This is a genomic window from uncultured Roseibium sp. (assembly GCF_947496995.1).
Lineage (GTDB): Bacteria > Pseudomonadota > Alphaproteobacteria > Rhizobiales > Stappiaceae > Roseibium.
The window spans coordinates 1-22,999 of sequence record NZ_CANMFD010000004.1; the positions used below are offsets into that span (position 1 = coordinate 1).

Sequence of the window (22,999 nt, forward strand, 5' to 3'; positions counted from 1 at the left end):
CCCTCGTTCCCGGGAGACACAACACTCTGCGCCTCGTCGTCAAGCTCAACGCCCGCAACAACATCCGAAGCAACAGGCGTGTCGTCATCGATGGAGACGGTAAGCTTGCCGTTGGCGGTATCGCCGTCTCCGTCCGTCACGCGGAACATGAAGGTCAGGTCAAGGTCGTCGCTTTCGGTGGCATCGTCAGAACCGTGCACCAGCGGCGCAGACTGAACGAAGCTGTAGGAGCCGTCGTTACCGACTGTCAGCGTTGCGACGGTGTCGCCGCTCGCATCGCCCGTTGCCGTCCAAACCGTGGTTCCAACGTTGGTCGTCTCGCTCGTCCAGGTCACCGTCTCGATGGACGCAACACCCGTGCCGGCGTCGTAGATCGCAGAGATCACCGGAAGGCTGGTCATGGTCACAGAACGCACACCGTCCGCACCGGCGCTGAACAGCGTGCCCGCTCCGCCGCTGATCTCACCGTCCGTGTCGTCGAAGTCGCCCGAAGGATCGGCCGCGCCCGCATTGCTGTCAGCGGCAAAATCACCCTTGCCTTCGTCGTCTGTCTGATCCGACGCAACAACCTCATAGGCAATCGGCGTGTCGTCGTCGACGGTGATGGTCAAAAAGCCAGCCGCCCCGTCGCCGTCGCCGTCGGTCACTGTGTAGCCGATGGTCAGGGACTCGTCGTCTTCCCGTGTCGAAGACCGGTCGTGCGCAATCGGCGCATTCATCGTGAAGGTGTACGAACCATCAGCGTTGATCACCAGAACCGCAGCACCGCCATCGCCTTCAGTATAGTTGTCGCTCGTCGCCGTCCATGTGGTCGCCCCGCCGCTGCTGCGCACGCCCCCGCTCCAGGTGACCTCTTCAATCTTCGCGAAGCCGGTGCCGTCGTCATAGACGACGGAGAAGTCCGGCAGGTCCAGAGAGATCGAGCCGAGGCCGTCCGCGCCCATGGAGAACAGGGTACCGGCGCCTCCCGACACGCTCTTTTCCTCACCATCAGCATCCCGGCGTCCTCCGGGATTGGAGGGCAGGAACTCCGATTGGCCCTCGTCGTCGAGAACCGTGGAGGCCCTGACGAATTCGAGAACAGGCTCCGGCGTATCGTCGTCGATACTCACCTCAAGGCTGCCGCTCGCCGTATCCCCGTCCCCGTCCGTCACCGTGAACGAGAACGACAGCTCTTCGTTCTCCTCGACCGCCGGCAGCGCAATCCCATGCGCAATCGGGGCATTCATCGTGAACGTGTAGGAACCGTCCGCGTTGATCACCAGAACCGCAGCACCTCCATCCCCTTCAGGATAGTTGGTGCTGTAGGCCGTCCATGTCGTCGTGCCGTTCGCATCCGTGCTCCCGGCGCTCCACGAGACGGATTCCGTCTGTGCAAAGCCGTCGGCGTCCTTGTAGACAACGTCAAAGTCAGGCGCCACATCAAGCGTGATCGATCCGAACCCATCCGCTCCCGTCGTGAACAGGCTGCCCGCATCACCGGAAACCGTCTTCACATCCGAAGAGGTATCGGTCAGTCCGAAGAAGCTGTCGCCCTCGTTCCCGGGAGACACAACACTCTGCGCCTCGTCGTCAAGCTCAACGCCCGCAACAACATCCGAAGCAACAGGTCCATCGTCGTTCACCGTCACCGTGAACGTGGAAGAGGCAGTATCGCCGTCGCCGTCCGTTGCGGTGAAGGCGAAGGTCAGATCAACATCGTCTTCTGTGTTGGCATCCGGATGGTCGAGATTGTCGACCAGCGTGAACGCGTAGCTGCCACTGCTCTCGGCGTCGGAAAGCGTCGCGAAGAAAACGACACCGGAATCACCAGTGGTGGTCGGCTCAGCATCACCCGTATAGCCGACAAGTGTACCGTCGGACAGAATGGTAACAAAAACAGGTCGGTCGTTCGAAAACAGGCCTTCCAGCCCCGGCTGGACATCATCGAAGGCGACGGACCGGTCGCCGTTTCCACCGGAATTCGAATTACCGTCGTCAGCGCCCCAAGAAATCGCCAGCTCACCGGAAGACGTTATTGCGGCACCGGCCAGGTCGCCGTCGTAACCGCTGTCGACGTTGCCGCCGGCAAGGCCTTCTTCGTCAACGGAAGAGGCTTCCGCAGCACCGATCACCGGCGCATCGTCGTTCACCGTCACCGTAAATGTGGAAGAGGCCGTATCGCCGTCGCCGTCCGTTGCGGTGAAGGCGAAGGTCAGATCAACATCGTCTTCAACGTCGGCCTCCGGATGGTCGAGATTGTCGACCAGCGTGAACGCGTAGCTGCCACTGTCTGCGTCGGAAAGTGTCGCGAAGAAAACGACACCGGCATCGCCGGTCGCAGTGGGGACGGAATCGCCCGTGTAACCGACAAGCGTGCCGTCGGACAGAACAGCGATGGAGACTGCCGCGCCGTTGGAACTCAGGCCTTCCAGCCCGGGCTGCGCGGTGTCGAAGACGACCGACCGGTCACCGGTGCCGCCGCCATCGGTCGGGTTGGCATCGTCGGCGCCCCAGGAAATGGCAAGGTCGCCGGAAGACGTTATCGCGGCCCCGGCCAGATCGCCGTCGTAGCCGCTGTCAACGTTGCCGCCCAGGCCCTCTTCGTCAACGGAGCTGTCCTCAGTGTCGCCGATGACAGCGTCATCGTCGGTCACATTGACCGTAAACGCCGTGCCGATCGCGTCCCCGTCCGTATCTTCGGCAGTGACGCTGAAGGAAACCGGCAGGATAACATCTGTCGCGGCATCGAGGTGATCGAGGTTGCCGATGAGCGTGAAGGTGTAGGTCGCGCCGGACGCACCTCCGGCAAAGACGCCCGGAACGATCGCCACGGTAACCGTGAAGACGACTTCGTCTGTGCCGTCCTTTACCGCGGTGAGCGTTTGTCCGCCGTCGGCATTGTCTACAATCGTATAGGTGAGAGCGATGCCATCCGAGGACAGAGCCAGCGCAACGCCAGAGGCATCCAGCGGAATGCCGGCGCCATCGGTGTCGAAGGTCAGGCTTGGTGTCGGGCCGGCGTTCTCGCCGAAATTGATTCCCAGGCTGCCGGTCGCGACAAGCGGCCCCTCTCCTGCTTCGTTTCCTTCAGCGAGATTGCCTTCGTCCAGAAAACCTGCATCGGCATCGGAAATGAGTGTCGGAACGGTATCCACTTCGGCATCGGCGAATTCGGCGGCTGCCCCGCCCTCGGCGCCGGGATCGCCACCGGCAAGCAGACCGAGCGTATTCGTGCCGCCACCGAGACCATCGATTTCCGCATTCTGAAAATTCTGTCCGGAGCCCTGCGGGCCGCCCAGGGCCGTCGCCAGATTGCTGGTCTCCGCCGCAGCGGTCTGTATTTCGTCTGCTGCCTGAATGTTTGCAACCGATGTGAACTCACCGATTGAAAGAACCTGATCTTCACCGACGAGCGCCACCTGCGAGCCGCCGTCGCCCAGAAAGAAGTCCTGAACGATAATCATGCCGCCATCGGTGAAGATCATCTGCAGGTCGTCGCCGATTTGAATGAACGAGATGTCCTCACTGAGGATCTGCCGGAAATCAACCAGTTGCCCCGGAACCCTCAAAGAAACCACGCTTTGCTGTGCTGCTGGTCGAGAGAGCGCGAGAGCTACAGTTGCGTCACTCTGCGTTTCACTGCCGCCCGTATTAGTACCGGTGGAAGCCTGTGCGATCCGAACGAACTCATTCATGGCAAGTCACTCTGCGCTGTAAGTCAAAATTGCATAAAATTGTTAGTATTCATTTACCCAATTTTAACAGTGATAGAAACCCAAAGTTTGGTTTCCTTAAAAAAAGGTAAACGCACGTTGCCGAGTTAAAGAGTGTGATGTAGATCACAGGCACAGTTGAAATGCGTATTAATTTTAGTTAATTTTTAATCACACAGGAAGAATAAAGAATATTGTTAACAAACTGAAATAAATATAACAACTCTCACTTGGATTAGTTTAATTTCACAATATAATTTTACAAATAAAATCAAAGATATGCTGAATATTCAAGCCACATACACTGTAAATATTCAAAACCACATTTGAGATGCGCATGAAATTCTGTGCACCTCCACGCAAAGAAAATATAAACTGTGACAAACAGGCCACAATTGCATAAATAACCTTCATTATAAAATAATTTGCAGAATTAATTGGTATTTATAGCTAGATAAATTGTATACATTAGCACTTAATAGCAATTTAAAATGACAAAATCAAAAAAATACATCATAAATACAATATACAATCTCAAATTTAATGGAAAATGGCGATATATAATAAGCTGATATAGTATATAAATAATTGAATAGAATTTAATCATGAAAATCAAAGAATAAATCAGTCAATCGAATCACGTCCTATTGCGCCTCGATATGGGGTAAAAATGCCAATGAACAACCAGAGGTTTTATTGGCGTTGTGCGCTGATCGCGCGTCGAGTCACGTCAGGCCTCTCGTCAACGGCAAAAAGCGTGGTTCACTCGACGTATTTTACTCCCGGCGCAGTACAACCGCCCCTTTTTTAAAAGGCAGTTTCCCGCCTCGGGCGAGGGGGCGGGAGTCTCATTCGAGAACAAAAAAACACTAGAAGACAAGGCGAGCCGAAGCATCGGAACGGCCACGATTTCAGGGGGCTGAATGCAGTGTGCCGGCCGTCACAGGCCACGACTTGATACCTGTCCTACATGTGGGCTGACCGCGATGAGAAAAGTCGCTGACATGTCATGCCAACAGCAGGAGATGTGCCATGTGTTCAGGCCTTCGTCCCTCTTCAACGGCGATAGCCCGTTCCCTGTGTCTCGCCGTCGGAAGCCGCCTGCAGGTTTTCGCAGCTCTCGTCCGTGCCGCAAACGCATTCCGGGCTGAATTCGACCTACTCGGATATCCCGAGACAATGACCGGTGACACCGGCTTGCGCCGGCACGATCTGCGCGGATGGTTCGATCATGACCAGACGCCGTGATTGCAAAGGATCGCTCCTCATTCATCGCGAAAGAGCAAGGCATCCGATACATTCAACAGCGGATTCAAACGCTCACGACAACGCATGATCGCTAACAAGGTTCTCGTTCCGGCCGGCAACGGCGGCCGGCGTACCCAAACGGCAGTCTCCGGCGTCTTTGTCCGTGAATGACTTGCGCACCACATGGAGACTGAAATGCTGAAAAAACTGGAAAGCGGGACGCCCGCGTCTGCCGTGTCACCCCTTGCCGAACCCGCCCGTCATACGGGAGCGACCCGGATCCTGCACTGGCTTGTCGCCGCGCTCGTGCTGGCGACCTGGCCCCTCGGCTTCCTCATCGACTTCGTCAAGAACGAAGTGTCCATGGACTTCTACCTGCTGCACGAAAGCTTCGGATTCCTGGTCCTCTGGGTAATGCTTGTGCGTGTGGGAAATATGCTGATCGCCCGCAAGCCGCCGGCAGAAGGGCCGTTCATCGAACGCTTTGCCGCCACCAGCGTGCACGGTTTGCTGTATCTGTTTCTGATCATCATGCCGATCAGCGGTTTTCTGGCGACCAATGCACACGGATTTCCGCTGACATGGTTTGGAGTTCTTCCGATCTGGAGCCCGATCGGAAAATCGCCGGACATTGCCTGGACGCTGTCCGGCATCCACGCCTGGAGCGCCTGGATTCTCCTGGGCCTGTTCGCCCTGCATTTCGCCGCGGTGCTGTTCCACCACGTAATCAAACGCGACCAGACGCTTTACAAGATCATCTGACCCCCCTGCCTGCTTCAACACAGAAGCACCGATCAACTATCAGGCCTCCAACGAATACGGTTGGAGGTCTGTTGATCCGGCCGGTTTCTCTCCCTGCCACCTATCTGATCGCCGCAATGCTCTTTCTGAACCTGTGCCCGGCGAGGGCAAACAGGGAAAGACCGACGACGGTCACCATCAGAAAATGCGGCCAGACGATATCAAACCCGGCACCTCTGTAGAGAATTGCCTGGGCGAAGCTGACGAATTGCGTCGAGGGAATTAGGCGCATCACGTTCTGAAGGATGACCGGCTGGCTTTCCAGCGGCGTCTCCCCTCCCGAAAGCAGCATCATCGGCAAGATGACCAGGATGAACATCAGGCCGAATTGCGGCATGGAGTGGGTCATCGTGCCGAGCAGAATGCCCAGCGCCGAGGCAAAGAACAGATAGAGGGCCACCCCTGCCAGAAACAGGGGGATCGACCCGGCAATCGGCACGGCAAGAACGCTCTCCACGATCACCCAGAGCGCGAAGGAAACCGCCAGGATGATGACGAGCCCGTTCGCCCAGACCTTGGCCAGCATGATCTCGAACGGCGCGACCGGCATGACCATCAGATGTTCGAGGGTGCCGTGCTCGCGTTCGCGGATGAATGCCGCCCCGGTCAGAACCACGGTCAGCATGGTCACGTTGTTGATGATTTCCATCACGCTGGAGAACCAGGAGCTGGTCAGGTTCGGGTTGAAGGCATAGCGGGTGACGAGCGACAGGGGCACAGACACACTCTGGCCCTGCTCCGCGCCGTAGCGTTCAATCTCCTGGGTCAGGATATTGGCGATGTAAGTCGCCCCGATCCCGGCCTGCATCGTCGCTGTGGCGTCTATGTTGACCTGGATCGCCGGAAGGTTCCCACGCAGCACATCCTTTTCGAACTCCGGCGGGATCACCAGGATGAAGGAGTAGCGGCGCGTATCCAGTCCCGGATCGATCTCATCGTAGGAAATAAACTCCGGAGTGCGGAACTCAGGCTCCAGGAAAGCCTGACTGATCCTGATGGAAAGCTGGGACCTGTCCTCGTCCACGATGGCAATTGCGGCGTTGTGCAGATCCACCGCAAATCCATTGGCGGCGACGTAGATCCCCATGCTGAAGGACCAGCCGATCAGCACAAGCAGCACCGCGTCCCTTCTGAGGCTGTAAAGTTCCTTCAAAACAAGACGCACGATGTTCTGGAGGCTGTGCATATCAGGTCTCCTGCTTGGCCAGCAAAACGACGCTCAGGGCGATCAGGATGGGACCGGCGGGAGCAAGTGCCAGGAAACTCGCCGTCAGGTCGGAAAAGGCCAGACCCTTTGTGAACGTCCCGACGCTGATCGTCAGGAAATGGGACATGGGAAAGACCGCGCCAATGAACGCGCCAAATCCATCGAGCGTATTGACCGGCTGCATCATTCCGGAAAACTGGATGGCCGGAAGCGTGGTTCCGATCGCGGTTGCCGCAAGAGCGGCCACCTGGGTCCGGGTGAAACTGGAAAAGAACAGCCCGAACGCCGTTGAGGCAAACACGTAGATGACCGCCCCTGCCCCGAGGGTCACCAGACTGCCTTTCACGGGCACGGCGAACACCGTGACCGCCATGACGGTCATCAGGGCGAAGTTCATGAACCCGAGCACAACATAGGGCAGCTGTTTGCCCAGCAGGAACTCAAGCTTGCTGACCGGCGTGACATAGAGATTGGTGATGGAACCCAGTTCCTTCTCACGCACCACACTGACCGCTGTCAGGATCGCCGGTATGAAGATCAGCAGGAGCGCGATGACCGAGGGAACCATGGCATAGACGCTCTTGAAGTCCTGGTTGTAGCGGAACCGGGTCTCGATCGAGGCTTCGAGCAACTCCGGACGTTCACCGTAAAGACGGCTGTACTGATCCAGAATATATTCCTGATGCATCCCCGCGACGTAGCCGGCGGTCGTCTCGGCGCGAAAAGGCATGGCGCCATCGATCGTCGCGGCAATTTCCGGGTTCTGCCCGCGCAACAGGTCGCGACCGAAATTCGGGGGGATCTCGATGGCCAGAACGATATCGCCGCTGCGCAGCCGTTTGTCCAGATCGGCATGGTCCGCCAGGGCGGCCTGCCCGGAAAAATACCGCGAGCCGGACAGCCCTTCCAGATACTGGCGGCTTTCCAGCGAGCGGTCCTGATCGAGCACCGCATAGTTCAGCTTCTCGACATCCGTGGTGATCCCGAAGCCGAACACCATCATGAGGATCATCGTACCGACCAGCGCAAAGGCCAGACGTATCGGATCCCGCAGCAGCTCCTTGCTCTCACGCTGCGAATAGGCGCGCATGCGGCGCAGGGAAAAACCTTTGCGCGGCGCGGCAACGGTGACAGGCCGCGGAGCGGTTCTGCCTGCATCCTCGGCCGCACCATCGGCTGCCCCGGTGTTTTCCCCGGTGTCCGTATCGGCGTCCGGCCCGGTTCCGATCGCTTCTTCCAGATAGCCGATGAAAGCCCCTTCCAGCGTGTCCGCACCCCGGTTTTCAATCAGAACCTTAGGCGTGTCGCAGGCGAGAACCTTGCCGGCATGCATCAGCGAAATCCGGTCGCAGCGCTCCCCTTCGTTCATGAAATGGGTGCTGATGAAGATCGTCACGCCCTGATTGCGCGACAGGTCGATCAAGAGCTCCCAGAAAAGGTCCCTGGCAACCGGATCGACGCCCGATGTCGGTTCGTCGAGGATCAGCATCTCCGGTTCGTGCACGATCGCAACCGCCAGCGAGAGACGCTGGCGCACCCCAAGCGGCAGCTTTTCCGGCAGATCGTCCACATGAGAGCCGAGGTCGAAGCGCTCGATCAGTTCCCCGATCCGCTGCTGCGCCTTTTCGGGCGGCAAGTGAAAGAGCTGCGCGTGAAGGACGAGGTTCTGGTGCACTGTCAGTTCGCCATAGAGCGAGAAGGACTGCGACATGTAGCCAACGCGCCTGCGGGTATCGACCCCTTCGCCGTCCACACTCTCCCCGAACAGCCAGGCCTGACCGCTGGTCGGCTTCAAGAGGCCGGTCAGCATCTTCATCGTTGTTGTCTTGCCGCAGCCGTTGGAGCCGAGAAATCCGAAAATCTCGCCGCGCGCTATCTCGAAGCTGACATCGTCGACGGCCGTGAAGGTGCCGAACTTCTGGACGAGGTTTCTGGCAACGATGGCCTTGTCATGGTCGGCGAAGGAAACTGGCGGTATTTCCAGCAGCCTGTGGTCCCGCCGTTGCTCCTCCGGCAACAGGCTGACAAACGCCTCTTCCAGAGTGTTCGCGCCTGCCGTCTGGAGGATCTGCGCCGGCGTTCCTTCTGCCAGAACCTTGCCGTCGTTCATCGCCACCAGCCAGTCGAAGCCGGACGCCTCGTCCATATAGGCGGTCGCCACCAGAACGCTGACATGTGGACGGTCCTGACGGATGCGCCCGACGAGCGACCAGAACTGACGGCGCGAGAGCGGATCGACACCCGTTGTCGGTTCGTCCAGAATGAGCAGGTCCGGGTCGTGGATCAGGGCGCAGCACAGCCCAAGCTTCTGTTTCATACCGCCGGAAAGCTTGCCGGCCGGGCGCGAGAGAAACGGCCTCAGGCCCGTGCTTCGGGTCAGATCGTCAATGCGCGCATGCCGCTCCACCCTGCCCTGATCGAAAAGCTGGGCGAAGAATTCCAGGTTCTCCCGGACCGTCAGGTCCATGTAGAGGTTCTTGCCGAGCCCCTGCGGCATATAGGCAATGCGCGGCAGCACATTTCTCCGGTGGCTCTTGTCCGCCATGTCGCCGCCCAGCGCCGTCACCGTGCCCGTCTGGATCTTGCGCGCCCCCGACAGCAGGGCCAGAAACGTCGACTTGCCGACACCGTCCGGCCCCAGGAAGCCAACCATGCGGCCGGCGGGAATATCCAGGGTTACCCCGTCCAGCGCGGCTGTCCCGCCATAGATATGCCGCACCCCGGCCAGGCTTGCGACCGGACCGGCACGTCGTTCGCCCGGATGATCAGCGGACATGAAACACTCCTGAGTTCACACCCTAGTTGGTGGAAGGCAAATGCACCGCGAGATCGTCCGGCCAGTCTGTGCCGGGCGCCATCATCACATAGGCCTCTCCCGGAAGCCCGGTGCGTACCTTCTCGATGTGTTCCTTCAGAAGTTCCGCCGGAATGCTGATCTTCATCCGGAACATCAGCTTCTCGCGTTCGCTCCGGGTTTCGACTTCACGAGGGGTAAACTGGGCGTCCGCCGCGACAAATGAAACATTGGCCGGAATCACGTATTCAGGCGCCGCATCGAGAACGATCCGCGCCTCCGCCCCGATGTAAACCAGCCCGACCTCCGTCGTCGGCAGAAAGATGGTCATGTAGACATTCGAAAGGTCGAGCAGGGTTATCACTCGTCCTCCTGCCGACAGCACTTCTCCCGGCTCAGCCAGCCTGTATTGCACGCGGCCGGAAATCGGCGCCCTGAGCTCCGCTTCCTCGATAAGCGTTTCGATCCGCTTCACCTCCGCACGCGCGGCATCCACCAGGCTTCCGGCATTCTTGAGCTGGGCCTGAGCCGCCTCCAGCGCGGCTTGCGCCGTTTCCCTCGCGGTTTGCCGCTGGTCGGCTTCCTGCTGGGAAATATGCCCCTTGGCCACGAGGGTTTCCGCCCTGAGCAGCTCCTGGGCGGCATATTTCAGCTCGCTTTCCCTCTGCACCGTCTGCGCCTTTATCGACGCCACGAGATCTCCGGCCGCTGCAACATTTGCCTCTGCGCCGGCGAGCGAGGCCTGGAGTTCGTCCGTGTCGATGCGGGCAAGAAGCTGGCCCTCTTCGACAAGATCCCCCTCGTCCACCAGAACCTCCAGCACACGCCCGCCGCTTTTTGTGGCCACCTGCACGGTTTCGGCTTCGATCCGGCCGTTGCCATAAGCAATGCCCTCCGGCAGCCTGTCCTGGTTCACATACCACCAGTATGCGCCCCCTCCAGCGCCCGCCAGAACAAGCAGGATCAGGATTAAAATCCTGGATTTTACGGACATATTTGCATCGCCTTGAAGGTTTCAGCGCCCCGGAAGGCTTCGGACTCCGAAGCCGGACGCAGGAAGATCAGGAAGTTTGACGCACTATAGCCCGGCGATCCGCCCGGGGAGTTGAGGCATCTCAAATCTGCCGACGGGGGCATGAAATAGCGCCTTCCAGTACCCGTGCAGGGATTTCCTGAGCCGGACCGGCCCGGCAATCCCGCGCAGTGTCGCCCGTCACACGCTTCCGGATGCAAAACGACTAAATCAGCTTGAGCGGCGATGAGGAACCTCACCGCCGACGCCCTGCAGGAGATCCAACATGTGCCGGCAGCACCGGCTGGAGGCAGGGCGGCTTCCGGAGCGCTCCCCCGGAAGCAACTCCCTTTGATCTGTCCGTTGCAGAACCGCCATCCCCGAAGCGCAGTATTTCGCGTTTTTTGTTTTGGCATGGACACCACCACGCGGTCTGCGCACCGAGTTTTCACGGGCAATCTCGAATTGCTTGTTGTCCTGGAAAGGAAGGAAAAATGATTTCTGACGACGCCGCATCGGCCGGAAAATATTCCGTCCGTATGGACGGCCTGACATCACACACGGCGGATCCGGCCGCCATCTGGCGGAAAATCCTCAATTTCAGGATGTTTTGCCGCAACCGGAAGGTCTACGGGGAGCTTCTGGATCTGCCGGACCACCTGCTCGATGACATCGGCCTCTCGCGCTCGGATGTCATGGCGGCCAGGTTCGAAAAGTCTCCGGTCAGACCGAAACGCCGATAGCAGCACATTCAAAAACAAGCCCGGATCACTCCGGATTGGTTGTTGCAGAGGTCCTGCCGATCGGGATCCCGCGCCCCACCGCGGAACCGCCCGGCGGAACGGGTGGACGGAGGTTTTCCTCCGTCCATTTCCTCAAGATGCCCCCAATAATGAGGACTGTTCGCACCGCCTGGCAATCAGGCTGAAATTTATTGTCTTGAAAACAGAACTTAAGTCCCGCTACCCGCCGTGAAGGGGTCCAGACGGCCAGCGACACCGGATCGAGGCGCACCGGCCTGCGCCGCTGTCCACAGTGCGACCTGAACGTTCTGCCGCCTGCCGCGAATGGAGGCGGCTTCTATGCGGGGCGGAACGAAAGTGCACCGGTCCGCCACATCGAGCATGGTCACGGAAAGAGCGAGAGAAGCGTCAAAGGCCTTTCCGGTTTCCATCAGCCGGCTGGCGACATTCACGCAATCGCCCGTGGCCGCGATCTGCTGCTGGGTTTCGTGTCCGAGACGCGACAGGACCACGGGACCGTAATGGCCACCGACACGCACATCGCTGATGTCCTCGCCCAGATCCGACGAGGTGATCCACTCCTGAACAGCGGCCACGAGATCGAAAGCACACAGGCACGCGTCTGAAGCGTCCCGCCGCCGGGCGTCGGGAATGCCGAAACAGATCATCGCGCCATCGCCCATGAAGTCCAGCACCACGCCGTGATGCCTTGCCGTTTCATTGACCACAAGCGTGTGGAAGGCTTTCAGCACGTCGCGGGTGCCGCCCGGCCCCAGGCGTTCGGTCAGTCCCGTGTAACCTGCAAGGTCGATGAACAGGATCGCCACATCCTGCTCCACGGGACGAAGCAGGAAACCGGGATCCTCCGCGATGCGCCTGGCCAGACCTGGCGCCTGAAACCGGCTGAGGGCCTCATTGGCCACAGCGAAACGGCTGGCCTGGCGCCTGTCGAAAACTTCACGGACAATCGCGATCAGGACGAGCGGTGGCAGGCTTGCCGCCACCGGAAGCGCACCATTGAACCAGTACCCCTGCCCATAGGCGAATGTAATGACGACGAGCCAGATGCCGACGAGCAGCAAATAGAGGATTGTCGCCTGCGCCAGCGGCAGAAAAATCACTGCGCTCAGGGCGACCAGCATGATCGAGACCGAAACGACCGCGTCGATCCGCCGGATCGTGATGTTCCTGACAAGTACCGATCCGTCCAGAAGGTTGGCGATGCCGGTTGCCAGAACCTCGACACCCGGAAGGATCTGATCGAACGGCGTGCTGAACCGGTCTCCCACGCCTGTCGCCGTCGCCCCGACCAGCACCAGCCGGTCCTCGAGCGCACCGGCGGCAACATTGCCATCGAATATCGATTGCGCACTCAAGGTTCTGAAGGTGGCGCGGGGGCCGTAATAGTTGAGCGGCAGATGCCAGGCGTAGTCGAGAGGTTGCAGCCGTTCCTGCAGGCGAATTGCATTGCGCGTAAGCGTGGGATCCGAACCGAGATAGCGCCCCGTTGCCGAAAGCACGAAGGATGGAACCGGACCGTCCCTGGTGGCAAAGACGAGGGGAATATGACGCGGGGTGCCGCCTGCATCTGTCGAGACGTTGACAAGCCCCGTGGCGGCCTCGTTGCGCAACGAAGACAGGGGATTGAGCACGTTGTCAGGCTTGGGAAGATAGGAGCCGCCGCTTCGCTCGTCCATGAACTGCCCTGCTGCCGCGATAACCGCCGGGAGCGTGCCCAGCGCGGTGGCAAGGTTTTTGGTACCGCCATCCTGGGCATTTCCCGTCAGCAGAATGTCAATCCCGAGCGACCGTGCTCCGGCCTGTCTGATCTTGTCGATCAGGCGTGCCAGATCGTCCTGTCCGAGCGGATAGCTGCCCGTGCCCGAGACGGTCTCGTCGTCGATCGCCACAATGACGATGTCATCGGAGACCTTGCGCGGCCCGTTGATCAGAATGCGCAAGTCAAGCAGAACCGTTTCAGCCCGGTCCAGCACGCTCGCGCGGCCGGAAAGATGGGTCTGCACGAGCCACCCTGTCCAGAGACAGCCGAAAAGGAGCGCAATGAGCGCAAGCCTTATCGGCAGTCTCGATTTCATCGCGCGAAACGGGCAAGCAGCCTGTCGGCTTTTTCCTGCGGCCATGTTTTCACGGTCAAGGGATCATCCTCGGTGACTTCCACACCTTCACCGTCGGACAGGGTCACCGCCTCGGAGCCGTCCGGCCGGGACACCTCCACCTGTCCGCGAACGACGAACACGGAGGTCATCTCCTGCTTCACGTCCACGACAAAGATCGTGCCCCGAACTGCGGCAATTGCATGCGGGGTGAGGATTTGAAAAGGCCCGCTGTCCGGCTCAACCTCGATGAGGACAGCATCCTCGGTCAGCTGGACCGCTCCGGGGCGAACCTGTCCCGGTGCATTTTCAACCGCAATCTCGGCGGCCGCTTCCGCTTCGAACACCAGCCCGTTCGCGCACTGGTAAACGATCCTGGGCGGATTGGGCGCATCGGTCTTGACGCAGCCGTTGACGTCCTGAGCCGCGCTTTGCACACAGGCAGCAGCCAGGAACAGGGCTGCCGTTAAAAATGTTTTTATGCGTATAGTCGACATGGGTTTCTCAATACGGTTCTGGCAATTAAGTCTTTTCATCTGGCGAATTTTTGGCCTTGATAGGACCACGACCTCACAAATCAGACTGAATTATCGCGGCAAGCGACCAGGAGACGACCGGACATGTGCCAAACGAACGTCCTGCCTGGCCCCGGAAGCATTGCCACAGCAAATCAAAACCGCTTTTATCACGCTTTGAGAGCGGCAGGCGTTTATCCGCAAGCAGCGTTCCGGAGTGTCGGAAAACAGACCTTTTCCGGCACACGAGCGCAGCTTGTTCGGAACAAACTCAATCCTGCCCCTTCAATCTTTTTTACAAGGGTAAGTTCTAAAACACCTGTAACGTTGTAGCCAGCGTTGTACATCGAGAAAAATGTGAAGAAAGTGGAGCGGATGACAGCAGACGAGGCCGTAAACAAGGAAAAGCTTTTGGGAAAAAGCTTTGTCTTTGAAGCGCTTGACGAACAGAGCCGGCGGGACCTGACCGCCTTCGCCCATGTCAAACGCTATTCTGCCGGTGAAACCGTCTTCGATATGGGAACGCCCGGCCAGAGCATGATGGCCATCGCCGAAGGCACCGTGCGCGTCGCCATGCCGACGCCGAACGCTCGTGACGTGACACTGGCGGAGCTGACAACGGGGGACGTCTTCGGAGAAATAGCCCTGCTGGATGGCGGTGAACGGTCGGCCAATGTACGCGCCCTGACCAATTGCACCCTGGTGGTGCTCGAAAGACGCGCCTTGCTGGAAGTCCTGCAACGCAATCCGGCATTTTCGATCCGCATCATTGAACTTTTGTGCAAACGGGTCCGGCGCTCCGACGAGCGGATGATGGAAATCGCCTTCCTCGGATTGCCCTCGCGCCTCGCCCGGCTGCTGCTGCGCATAACCGTGGCCGCGCCAGGAAGCGAGGAGAAACCCCTGACGAAATTGTCGCTGTCCCAGTCCGAAATGGCCTCCATGATCGGCAACACGAGGGAAAACGTGAACCGCTGCCTGCGCAAATGGCAGAAGGCAGACCTTGTGGACCTGAAGGAAGGCTGGCTCATCCTGCGGGACCGGGAAGGCCTGGAGACAATAGCCGAGGGCGAGTAGTTCGGCCCGAACCTCGGGCAGGATCGTGTGAACACGGAAAACGCGCCGGTCCTCAGGGGGCAGGCAACGGATTTCCCGGCAAGATTTTCAGGGCCTCGACCGTGTGGTGTTGCGCGTCACATGTGCTGCCAGGGGGGCAAACCTAAGTATTGGTTATCGGCGGAAACGATTTCGCCGGGACCAACACAAAGGCAAAATCCTGATGTTCAAGAAAGCAATTCTCACCACTTTGGCGATCGTCGGCCTGGCGGCGGCTGTGTCCACGACCTCCGCATTCGCCGGAAGCCATGGTCACAAAGGCGGCTACCACCACAAGAACCACGGGTATCATCACAAGAACCACGGCTACCACCACAAGAACCGCGGTTTCCGCCACAATAACTACTGGTACCGCCACAATACCTACAAGGTTCAGCGTGGCAACAACTGGCAGCAGCATGTGGCCTGGTGTTCCGACCGGTACAGATCCTACCGCGCCCAGAACAACACTTTCCAGCCATTCAAAGGCCAGCGCAGGCTGTGCAGCTCCCCCTACTTCAAGGGCTGACCCTGCCGAATAGCTGACTGCTTGGGCTCCCCCTGCCCGAGACCTCCACCCGGTGAATGCCGGCGACACCCCCGGCTGAAGCCGGGGGTTTGTTTTTGCGCACTGCGTTGCTCTGGAGCGTATCAGGTTCAAGCGGATTCAAGGGTTCAGGGAGACGATCGAGGGAGCGTTTGCATTGCTAATGCGTTCAGGCGATTTCCTGAATTCAATTCAACGCGGCCTGTTCTAAATCTCGTGTTTCTCGAGGAACGCGCCGATGGCATTCAGGCAGACCTGCCATGCAGGTTCCTGGTCAACCAGAATATGGTTGTGACTTTCCAGCGGCACGAATTGCGCGCCCGGGATGCCCGAGGCAACCGCCCGGCCCTGGTCCAGCGGGATCCGCTGGTCATGCCTTGAATGCAGAACGATGGTCGGTGCCCGTACATCCGCCAGCCGGTGGCGGACATCGATATGGCCGAAGGCGTCCTGAAAGCGGGCTGCATTTCGCGGCGATGTTGTCAGGCGCTGAAATTCGTCGAACCAGGCCAGCGTTTCCGCACTCGCCTCGGGCATGAAGGTCTGCGAGAAGATATGCCGGTAGGCGGGATTGTCGGTTCCCCACCCAAGCTCTGTCAGGGTCAGCACCGCTTCGCGCCTTGCCTGTTCTTCCGGGCTGGCAAGATGCCGCCAACCGGCCGCATAGCCACCAATCAGGATCAGCCCGGACACACGATGCGGATGCCGCACGGCATATTCGATCGAAACCGCGCATCCCTGGGAAATACCGATCAGGGGAAAGCGCTCCAGTCCAAGCGTATCGGCCACTGCCTCAAGGTCCTCCACGAAGGCCTCGAAGCTCAGATCCTTCACGTCCCAGTCGGACAGGCCGCAGCCGCGCTCGTCGTAGCGGATGAAGGTGCGGCGGCGGGCTATCTCGGCGAAGCTCCGCCCCCAGATCGGGCTCGACCAGTCGAATTCAAGGTGGTTGAGCCAGTTCGCGGCTTTCAGCACCGGCGCCCCGGAGCCGATGCTCGCAAAGGCAATCTTCGTACCGTCAGCGACCTCGCAGAAGCCGATGCGCTGCGCCCGCAAGGCCCGCGCCCGCGCCTTCCTGACCCGGTTCTGGGCATCCTGCGTTCTTGTTTCATAAATCCCGGTTTCGGCTGGCTTCGCGCGCGCCTCTCCCGATCTCTCGGAGCTCCTGGCAGCGTTCTGTCTGGCAACCGACTGCCGATGGGCGTCCGCGTCCTCGGGGTCGGCTTCCGCCCACAGCCGCATCCACTTTCTGGCCGCGATGGAGCCGGTGTCGGGATGGGTTGCCAGCCGTTTCAGAACTTCCACCTGTGCGGCCCGGGCGTCCTCCCGTTCAGCCGTCAGCCAGGCGTCGAACGTGTCGTCACCGGCACCGTCCAACCCATCAAGCAACACCTGTTCCAGCCGGTGCGCCATCTCTTCCAGGTCCTCGACCGCGGGCGGATGGTCCCTGTCGCGCAATCTTGCATGAATATCGGTGATGTCGATGCGAATGCCGCCGGGCACGAACTGCACCCGCTCACGGTCGGCAACGATCCTGACCTCGTCCGGACCGTCGACAGTCTTGCGCAGCTTGCTGAGCGCCCAGCGCAGCGCCGCCTTGGGATCGTCGGGAATATCCCAGAACAGTTCGCAAAGACGCTCCCTGCGATGCGGCCGCCCGGTGGCGATCAGAAAGGCCAGCAGCGCCCTCGCCTTGCGCGAAGCGGGCAAGGAGACCTCCTCGCCCGAGGACAGAACCCGCAGTTCACCCAGGAGAGAGATCTCAAGGTCCTGAGCCATTCATGTTTCCCGTCTGGCTGGAAGAAAACTATAAGATGAAGATAATTATCACCTTTTTGACAACGCTGACAACAACGCTCGGCGAATAAGGACCGCCCCGCCTTGCATAGCCGTTCAATTGGTGAAAAACCGGCCCCGCCTCTGACCGGCCAAACAATGACTTGCCGCCGGCAAACCGGCAGGGATCGCACTTGTGTACATTTATCGGATGCAAGAGCGGATTCGGTCTTGCGGGTTGCGCTTCAAAAGCCCTGTCGCTATTCACCTGAATCGCTTCGCCTGAATTGCAGACGAAGTGAAGCGGGCGTGATGGAATTGGTAGACATACCGGACTTAAAATCCGGAGGCCCTAGGCCGTGCGGGTTCGAGTCCCGCCGCCCGCACCATTCCCCCGCATCCACCTCATCCGGCAAAGGCGCCGGTGGATGGCGGCACAGCGATCAGCTAAAGGTTCATATTGTTCCTGAACACCAGGCATTGTGTGAACTGCTTGTCATTTTCAACATTTTCCGACCAGTTCACGATAATCTCGCCCTCAAGTGTCATGACCTCCGACAGGGCCTTCCCGAGATCCCACACGAGGGTTGAAAAACGCTCATTTGTCAGATTGTCAGCCTGGACGATGACATGGGCGTCTTTTCTGAGAACCCGGCAAATTCCGGCATATATGCTTTGAACCCTTTCCAGATAGACGTCATAACCATCGTATCGGGGATCTCCGTTGTACAGGGGATTCCACTCATGCCAGTGAGGCATATACGGCGGTGACGTGAGCGAAAAATCCATTTCGGGCAAGTCGAAAGACACGATGTCTGCGCTGTCGCCGAACAAGAGGTTTTCTTTTGTCTTCACGCGGGATTTCACCCAGTCATGCCTTTGCCGGTCAGCCTCGATTCCATAGGGGATCCTGTCTTTTTCCTCACAGACGAAGAAAGTGGTTCCCAGCCCGCAAAACGGATCGATGACCTTGTCTCCAGGCTTTGTGAACCGGTCGAGCAAGGCAGCAACCAGGGTGTCCGGGAACCTGATGTCGTCCCTGTTCTGAAAGTCAGGCAGCACACGCTTGTACCTGTATGGAACCGTCAGCAATTCGGAAATCGGCATGTTTCGCTTTCCTGTCGACACCTGACGATGAGAGCACGCCTTTTGACTGCAATCCAACGATTTGGTGGCCAATTTGCGGAAGATTTCGACCGGCCCACCGGCAGGCGCATGCAACGATTGACGGATCGGGAGAGAGCCATTCCCGTCACTTTACCGCAAGTGGAACTGGAAATTGCCACTCCGTGACTGTATGTGATCATGTGAGACAGAAGAACAATCAATGGTGCCGGGCTGCACGACCAACCTCGTTCGGGCCGGCGCGATCCAGCTGCAAGACACGAGTACACGATGGTCAGTTACATTGACGCTGCAGAAGCTCCCCTGAAGAACACCGGCCAGATCCGCCTTTATGGTCCTGCCGATTTCGAGGGCATGATGCGCGCCGGCCAGTTGACGGCCGCCTGCCTCGATGAGCTCGCCGATATCGTCAAACCCGGGACGACCACCGAGGAAATCGACGATTTTGTCTATCAGTACGGCATGGACCACAACGCCATTCCCGCAACGCTCAACTACCGTGGCTATACCAAGTCATCCTGCACGTCGATCAATCACGTGGTCTGCCACGGCATTCCCAACAACAAGGCGCTGCGCGAAGGCGATATCGTCAACATCGACGTCACCTTCATACTCGACGGCTGGCACGGTGATTCAAGCCGCATGTACCCGGTCGGCACGATCAAGCGCGCGGCCGAACGGCTGATCGACGTGACCTATGAATCGCTGATGCGCGGCATCGAGGCGGCCCGTCCCGGCAACACCACCGGCGATATCGGCGCGGCGATTCAGACCTTCGTGGAAGCCGAACGCTGCTCGGTAGTGCGCGATTTCTGCGGCCACGGACTGGGGCTTCTGTTTCACGATACCCCGAACATCCTACATTACGGCCGCCCCGGCGAAGGCGTCGAACTCAAGCCCGGAATGATCTTTACCATCGAGCCGATGGTCAATCTGGGGCGCCCCCATGTGAAGGTTCTGAGCGACGGCTGGACGGCCGTGACGCGCGACCGGTCGCTGTCGGCACAGTTCGAGCATTCCATCGGTATTACCGAGGACGGATGCCAGATCTTCACCACATCGGCCAAGGGTCTTCACAAGCCCGGTCTCCCGAACGACTAGGGCCGGACGCCATGGGGGCCGAGGATCACAAGGGGCATCGCCAAAGACTGCGGGAGCGATTTCGCAACACCGGTGAACAGAGCCTCGCCGACTACGAACTTCTGGAATTCCTGTTATTCTCCGCCCTGCCCCGTCAGGACACCAAACCGATCGCCAAGGCGCTTCTCAAGCGCTTCGGGTCTTTTTCCGCCGCCCTTGCCGCCCCCAGAGCGCGCCTCAAGGAAATCGACGGTCTGTCGGACATCAGCATCGACAGTCTTCAGGCGGTTCATGCTGCCATCGCCCGCTACCATCGCTCTGAACTGAACGAACGCCGGCCGCTCGACAGCTGGCAAAAGGTCATCGACTATCTGCAGGCCTCGATGGAACATTCCGGCATCGAACAGTTCAGGGTGCTTTACCTGGACAAGAAAAACGGCCTGATCGCCGATGAAGTCCAGCAGACCGGCACCGTCGATCACACGCCGGTCTACCCGCGCGAGGTGATCCGGCGGGCCCTGGACCATTCGGCAACCGCCCTCATCATGGTCCACAATCACCCCTCCGGAGACCCCACCCCCTCGCGGGCGGATATCCAGATGACCCAAAAGATCATCGATATAGCCAACCCGCTCGGTATCGAGGTTCATGACCATATCATCGTCGGCATGAGAACGAATGTGAGCTTCCGCAGCCTGCGACTGATCTGACCCGCATCCCCACCTGACGCGGGTTAATGCGCAATGGTGCGCCGGGCCGATGTTCGCCGTTGAATGCGGGAATCGCAATACCGATTGATTTCGCTGAAACTTCCGCTGCTGAACTAAGCTCTCTTTACGGTAATTTTACTAAAAAACTAGGGGCATTCCTTAACCCCGTGAGGGCATACTGCCGCAAAATAAATCGGGCGGCAGATGAACTATTCGGCAAGAAATTCAGGCGGAAAGATTGCAGGCGCGATCATCATTCCGATGGTCGCCATCGTGCTGATCTCCGTATTCGGCATTTTCGGCGTGATGCACTGGTCCGCCCGTCTTTCCGACCGCAACGCCGAACAGTCGCAGCACACCCTCGTTGCCGGGGCCATGCAGCTCTCTCAGAACCATCTGGTCAAACAGCAGACCGGCGTTGTGATCTGGGAGGAAGCCTACCATGTTGTCAATCAGCTGGATCCGGATAAGAGCTGGATTCACAACAACATGACGCACTGGCTGTACCAGAATCACGGCTTCACCAAATCAGTGCTGTTTGACCGCGACCTCGCGATTCAGAACGTTTATGCGCATGACCTCACCCAGATGTGGATGACAAGGGGCCTGATCGAAGATCTCCGGCCCGCAATCGCCAAGGTACGCGCCCGCTACATCGTTGCCATGAAGAAAACGCCGTCCGGTCTGTTCCGGTTCGCGCCCGAATACAACGAAACCCGCCGGTCGATCGCCGAAACCGGCGTTATCAGCATAAACGGCCGCCCTCACCTGTTCACCGCAGCGGCCGTCGTGCCGCAGATCCTGTCCATTTCCAAGAAGCGCAGTCCTCCGGTAACACTCGTGAGCCTGATGCCGCTGAATGGCGAAAAACTGCACGATATCGCGGAGATGACGCGGCTGGACGGGTTTGTCCTGAAAAGCTTTGAGCAAGGTGCCGGGGCAGATCCCCTTCCGAACGTGAAGTCAGACCGGGACGGCGCCGGCCGGTTCGAGCTCTACTCGCCGCTTGGCAGGTTGGTCGGGGTCCTGGGCTGGAACACCACTCTTCCCGGCAGCCAGATGCTCGACCGCATCACTCCGTTCCTCGCCCTGGCCGCCTTCATGATCGCCGCATTGGTGATTGCGGTCATCGTCTTTACCCGGCTGATGACCAAACGGCTGGCAAGGAGCGAGGCCAAGGCCGTTTTCGCCTCGCGCCATGACGCACTTTCAGGGCTTCCCAACAGAGCCCGGTTCCATGCGCTTCTGAAAGAAATTCTCGAAAAGAGCACCGGAAAACAAAAGAACACCGCCGTCGTCTATATCGACCTGGATCACTTCAAGGACATCAACGATACCTTGGGCCACTCGGCCGGTGACCAGGTGATCGTGGCGGTCGCGCAACGTTTGCAGCGGGTCATTCCCGATAACGGTATTGTCGCCCGGATCAGCGGCGACGAATTCACCATGGTCATCCGGAACTGTGAAGATGACGAATGGCTGGAATACATACTGGACCAGGTACAGGACGAGATCGCCCGCCCGATCATGATCGGCAGCCGCGAGCTGTTTGCCAGCCTTTCCATAGGCGTGGCCGTCGCCCCCAGGGACGGTAACGACCCCGACGACTTGCTCCGCAAAGCCGATATCGCCCTCTATGACGCCAAGGCCAACGGCCGCAACCGGCGTTCCTTTTTCGAAGCGAACATGGAGCACCAGGTTCAGTCGAGAGACAAGATGTCGAGAGAGCTTCGCCTGGCGCTGAAGAACGACGAACTGGACCTTGCCTATCAACCGCAATCCGACACCGGCTGTCGCCGTATCGTATCGGTCGAGGCCCTTGCCCGCTGGACCAAGGCGGACGGCACGATTGTCTCCCCGGCCCAGTTCATTCCTGTTGCCGAAGAAACCGGCCTGATCAACGAACTCGGCATCTGGGTCCTGAACAAGGCCTGCGCCAAGGCACATGACTGGCCGGGCGTGATCGTTGCGGTGAACGTCTCACCCAACCAGTTCAAGCATCCGCGTTTCGTCGAGAAGGTCATGGCGATCCTTGCCGCGAATAATCTTCCGCCTCAGCGCCTTGAGATCGAGGTCACCGAAAGCGTCTTCGCCGGGCGCAACGATTCCGTCCTCAAGGCACTGCGCCGGTTGAAAAACCTCGGCGTGAAGGTCGCGCTCGATGACTTCGGCTCCGGGTATTCCAGCCTGAGCTACCTGCGCCGCTTCCCCTTCGATACACTCAAGATCGACCGCGATTTCCTCTCCGGCATGAACGGCAATCCGGAGGCCGAAGCCATCCTTGTGTCGATCATTCAGCTCGGCAAGGCCCTGGGCATGACGATCGTTGCGGAAGGTATCGAAACGCTGGAACAGCTTCGTTTCCTTCAGGCGCATGATTGCCACCGGATGCAGGGGTTTTACATTTCCAAACCGCGTTCGGAAACCGATCTGACAGCGTTTCTGGAGGACTTCAACGGCGACAGCAGCGGCGGGTTCGGAACCGATCTCAGCTTCCAGCCCCGCAAGGCCGGCGTGGGCTTCTAGAGCATGTCTAC

The 22,999-nt window shown here is 59.1% G+C and carries 15 protein-coding genes, 1 tRNA gene and 1 pseudogene; 9 read left to right on the forward strand and 8 right to left on the reverse strand.

Going from position 1 to position 22,999, the window contains the following annotated elements; translation table 11 throughout:
• Positions 1 to 3,560: pseudogene (locus Q1B40_RS16020) on the reverse strand (hypothetical protein); the annotation flags it as partial.
• A gap of 1,167 nt (positions 3,561 to 4,727) precedes the next feature.
• Here Q1B40_RS16020 and Q1B40_RS16025 point away from each other — a divergent pair.
• The gene (locus Q1B40_RS16025; protein ID WP_299816574.1) at positions 4,728 to 4,943 is read left to right on the forward strand and encodes a hypothetical protein; all 216 of its coding nucleotides are present in this window, start codon (positions 4,728 to 4,730) and stop codon (positions 4,941 to 4,943) included.
• A 195-nt stretch (positions 4,944 to 5,138) separates the two neighbouring features.
• Positions 5,139 to 5,705, forward strand: coding sequence for a cytochrome b (locus Q1B40_RS16030; protein WP_299816576.1), 567 nt, complete (start codon positions 5,139 to 5,141; stop codon positions 5,703 to 5,705).
• Positions 5,706 to 5,805: 100 nt separating this feature from the next.
• On the opposite strand, the gene Q1B40_RS16035 is transcribed toward Q1B40_RS16030, so the two are convergent.
• The 3 genes from Q1B40_RS16035 to Q1B40_RS16045 are packed head-to-tail and all read right to left on the reverse strand — an operon-like array spanning position 5,806 to position 10,739.
• Positions 5,806 to 6,930 carry an ABC transporter permease gene (locus Q1B40_RS16035; RefSeq protein ID WP_299816578.1) on the reverse strand — a complete coding sequence of 375 codons (1,125 nt, stop codon included), beginning with the start codon at positions 6,928 to 6,930 and terminating at the stop codon, positions 5,806 to 5,808.
• Position 6,931: 1 nt separating this feature from the next.
• Positions 6,932 to 9,727 carry a ribosome-associated ATPase/putative transporter RbbA gene (gene rbbA / locus Q1B40_RS16040; protein WP_299816580.1) on the reverse strand — a complete coding sequence of 932 codons (2,796 nt, stop codon included), beginning with the start codon at positions 9,725 to 9,727 and terminating at the stop codon, positions 6,932 to 6,934.
• 22 nt (positions 9,728 to 9,749) lie between these two features.
• Positions 9,750 to 10,739, reverse strand: coding sequence for an efflux RND transporter periplasmic adaptor subunit (locus Q1B40_RS16045; RefSeq protein ID WP_299816582.1), 990 nt, complete (start codon positions 10,737 to 10,739; stop codon positions 9,750 to 9,752).
• Between the two features lie 512 nt (positions 10,740 to 11,251).
• Here Q1B40_RS16045 and Q1B40_RS16050 point away from each other — a divergent pair.
• Complete coding sequence (locus Q1B40_RS16050; RefSeq protein ID WP_299816584.1) at positions 11,252 to 11,500, forward strand: DUF1127 domain-containing protein; 249 nt, start codon at positions 11,252 to 11,254, stop codon at positions 11,498 to 11,500.
• 209 nt (positions 11,501 to 11,709) lie between these two features.
• Here the strand turns inward: Q1B40_RS16050 and Q1B40_RS16055 are convergent, their stop codons facing one another.
• Positions 11,710 to 13,524: a CHASE2 domain-containing protein gene (locus tag Q1B40_RS16055; RefSeq protein ID WP_299816586.1), complete on the reverse strand. Its 1,815-nt coding sequence runs from the start codon at positions 13,522 to 13,524 to the stop codon at positions 11,710 to 11,712.
• Between the two features lie 68 nt (positions 13,525 to 13,592).
• Positions 13,593 to 14,111: a FecR family protein gene (locus Q1B40_RS16060; protein WP_299816588.1), complete on the reverse strand. Its 519-nt coding sequence runs from the start codon at positions 14,109 to 14,111 to the stop codon at positions 13,593 to 13,595.
• A 393-nt stretch (positions 14,112 to 14,504) separates the two neighbouring features.
• Between Q1B40_RS16060 and Q1B40_RS16065 the strand changes: the two genes are divergently transcribed.
• Positions 14,505 to 15,206 (forward strand): Crp/Fnr family transcriptional regulator, encoded by a 702-nt coding sequence (locus tag Q1B40_RS16065; RefSeq protein WP_299816590.1) that lies wholly within the window; start codon positions 14,505 to 14,507, stop codon positions 15,204 to 15,206.
• 202 nt (positions 15,207 to 15,408) lie between these two features.
• Positions 15,409 to 15,753 (forward strand): BA14K family protein, encoded by a 345-nt coding sequence (locus tag Q1B40_RS16070; protein WP_299816592.1) that lies wholly within the window; start codon positions 15,409 to 15,411, stop codon positions 15,751 to 15,753.
• Between the two features lie 225 nt (positions 15,754 to 15,978).
• Here Q1B40_RS16070 and Q1B40_RS16075 read toward each other — a convergent pair whose 3' ends face one another.
• On the reverse strand, positions 15,979 to 17,550 hold the full coding sequence (locus Q1B40_RS16075; RefSeq protein ID WP_299816594.1) for an alpha/beta hydrolase: 1,572 nt from the start codon (positions 17,548 to 17,550) through the stop codon (positions 15,979 to 15,981).
• A 300-nt stretch (positions 17,551 to 17,850) separates the two neighbouring features.
• Here Q1B40_RS16075 and Q1B40_RS16080 point away from each other — a divergent pair.
• Positions 17,851 to 17,936: transfer RNA gene (locus Q1B40_RS16080), tRNA-Leu, on the forward strand.
• A 58-nt stretch (positions 17,937 to 17,994) separates the two neighbouring features.
• Here the strand turns inward: Q1B40_RS16080 and Q1B40_RS16085 are convergent.
• Entirely contained in the window at positions 17,995 to 18,654 is a 660-nt protein-coding gene (locus Q1B40_RS16085) for a DNA methyltransferase (protein ID WP_299816596.1), read from the reverse strand.
• A gap of 288 nt (positions 18,655 to 18,942) precedes the next feature.
• Between Q1B40_RS16085 and map the strand changes: the two genes are divergently transcribed.
• From map to Q1B40_RS16100, 3 genes are all read left to right on the forward strand, one after another.
• Positions 18,943 to 19,773 (forward strand): type I methionyl aminopeptidase, encoded by an 831-nt coding sequence (gene map / locus Q1B40_RS16090; protein ID WP_299816598.1) that lies wholly within the window; start codon positions 18,943 to 18,945, stop codon positions 19,771 to 19,773.
• Positions 19,774 to 19,784: 11 nt separating this feature from the next.
• The gene (gene radC / locus Q1B40_RS16095; protein ID WP_299816600.1) at positions 19,785 to 20,462 is read left to right on the forward strand and encodes a DNA repair protein RadC; all 678 of its coding nucleotides are present in this window, start codon (positions 19,785 to 19,787) and stop codon (positions 20,460 to 20,462) included.
• A 204-nt stretch (positions 20,463 to 20,666) separates the two neighbouring features.
• On the forward strand, positions 20,667 to 22,988 hold the full coding sequence (locus Q1B40_RS16100) for a bifunctional diguanylate cyclase/phosphodiesterase (protein ID WP_299816602.1): 2,322 nt from the start codon (positions 20,667 to 20,669) through the stop codon (positions 22,986 to 22,988).
• Positions 22,989 to 22,999: the final 11 nt, after the last annotated feature.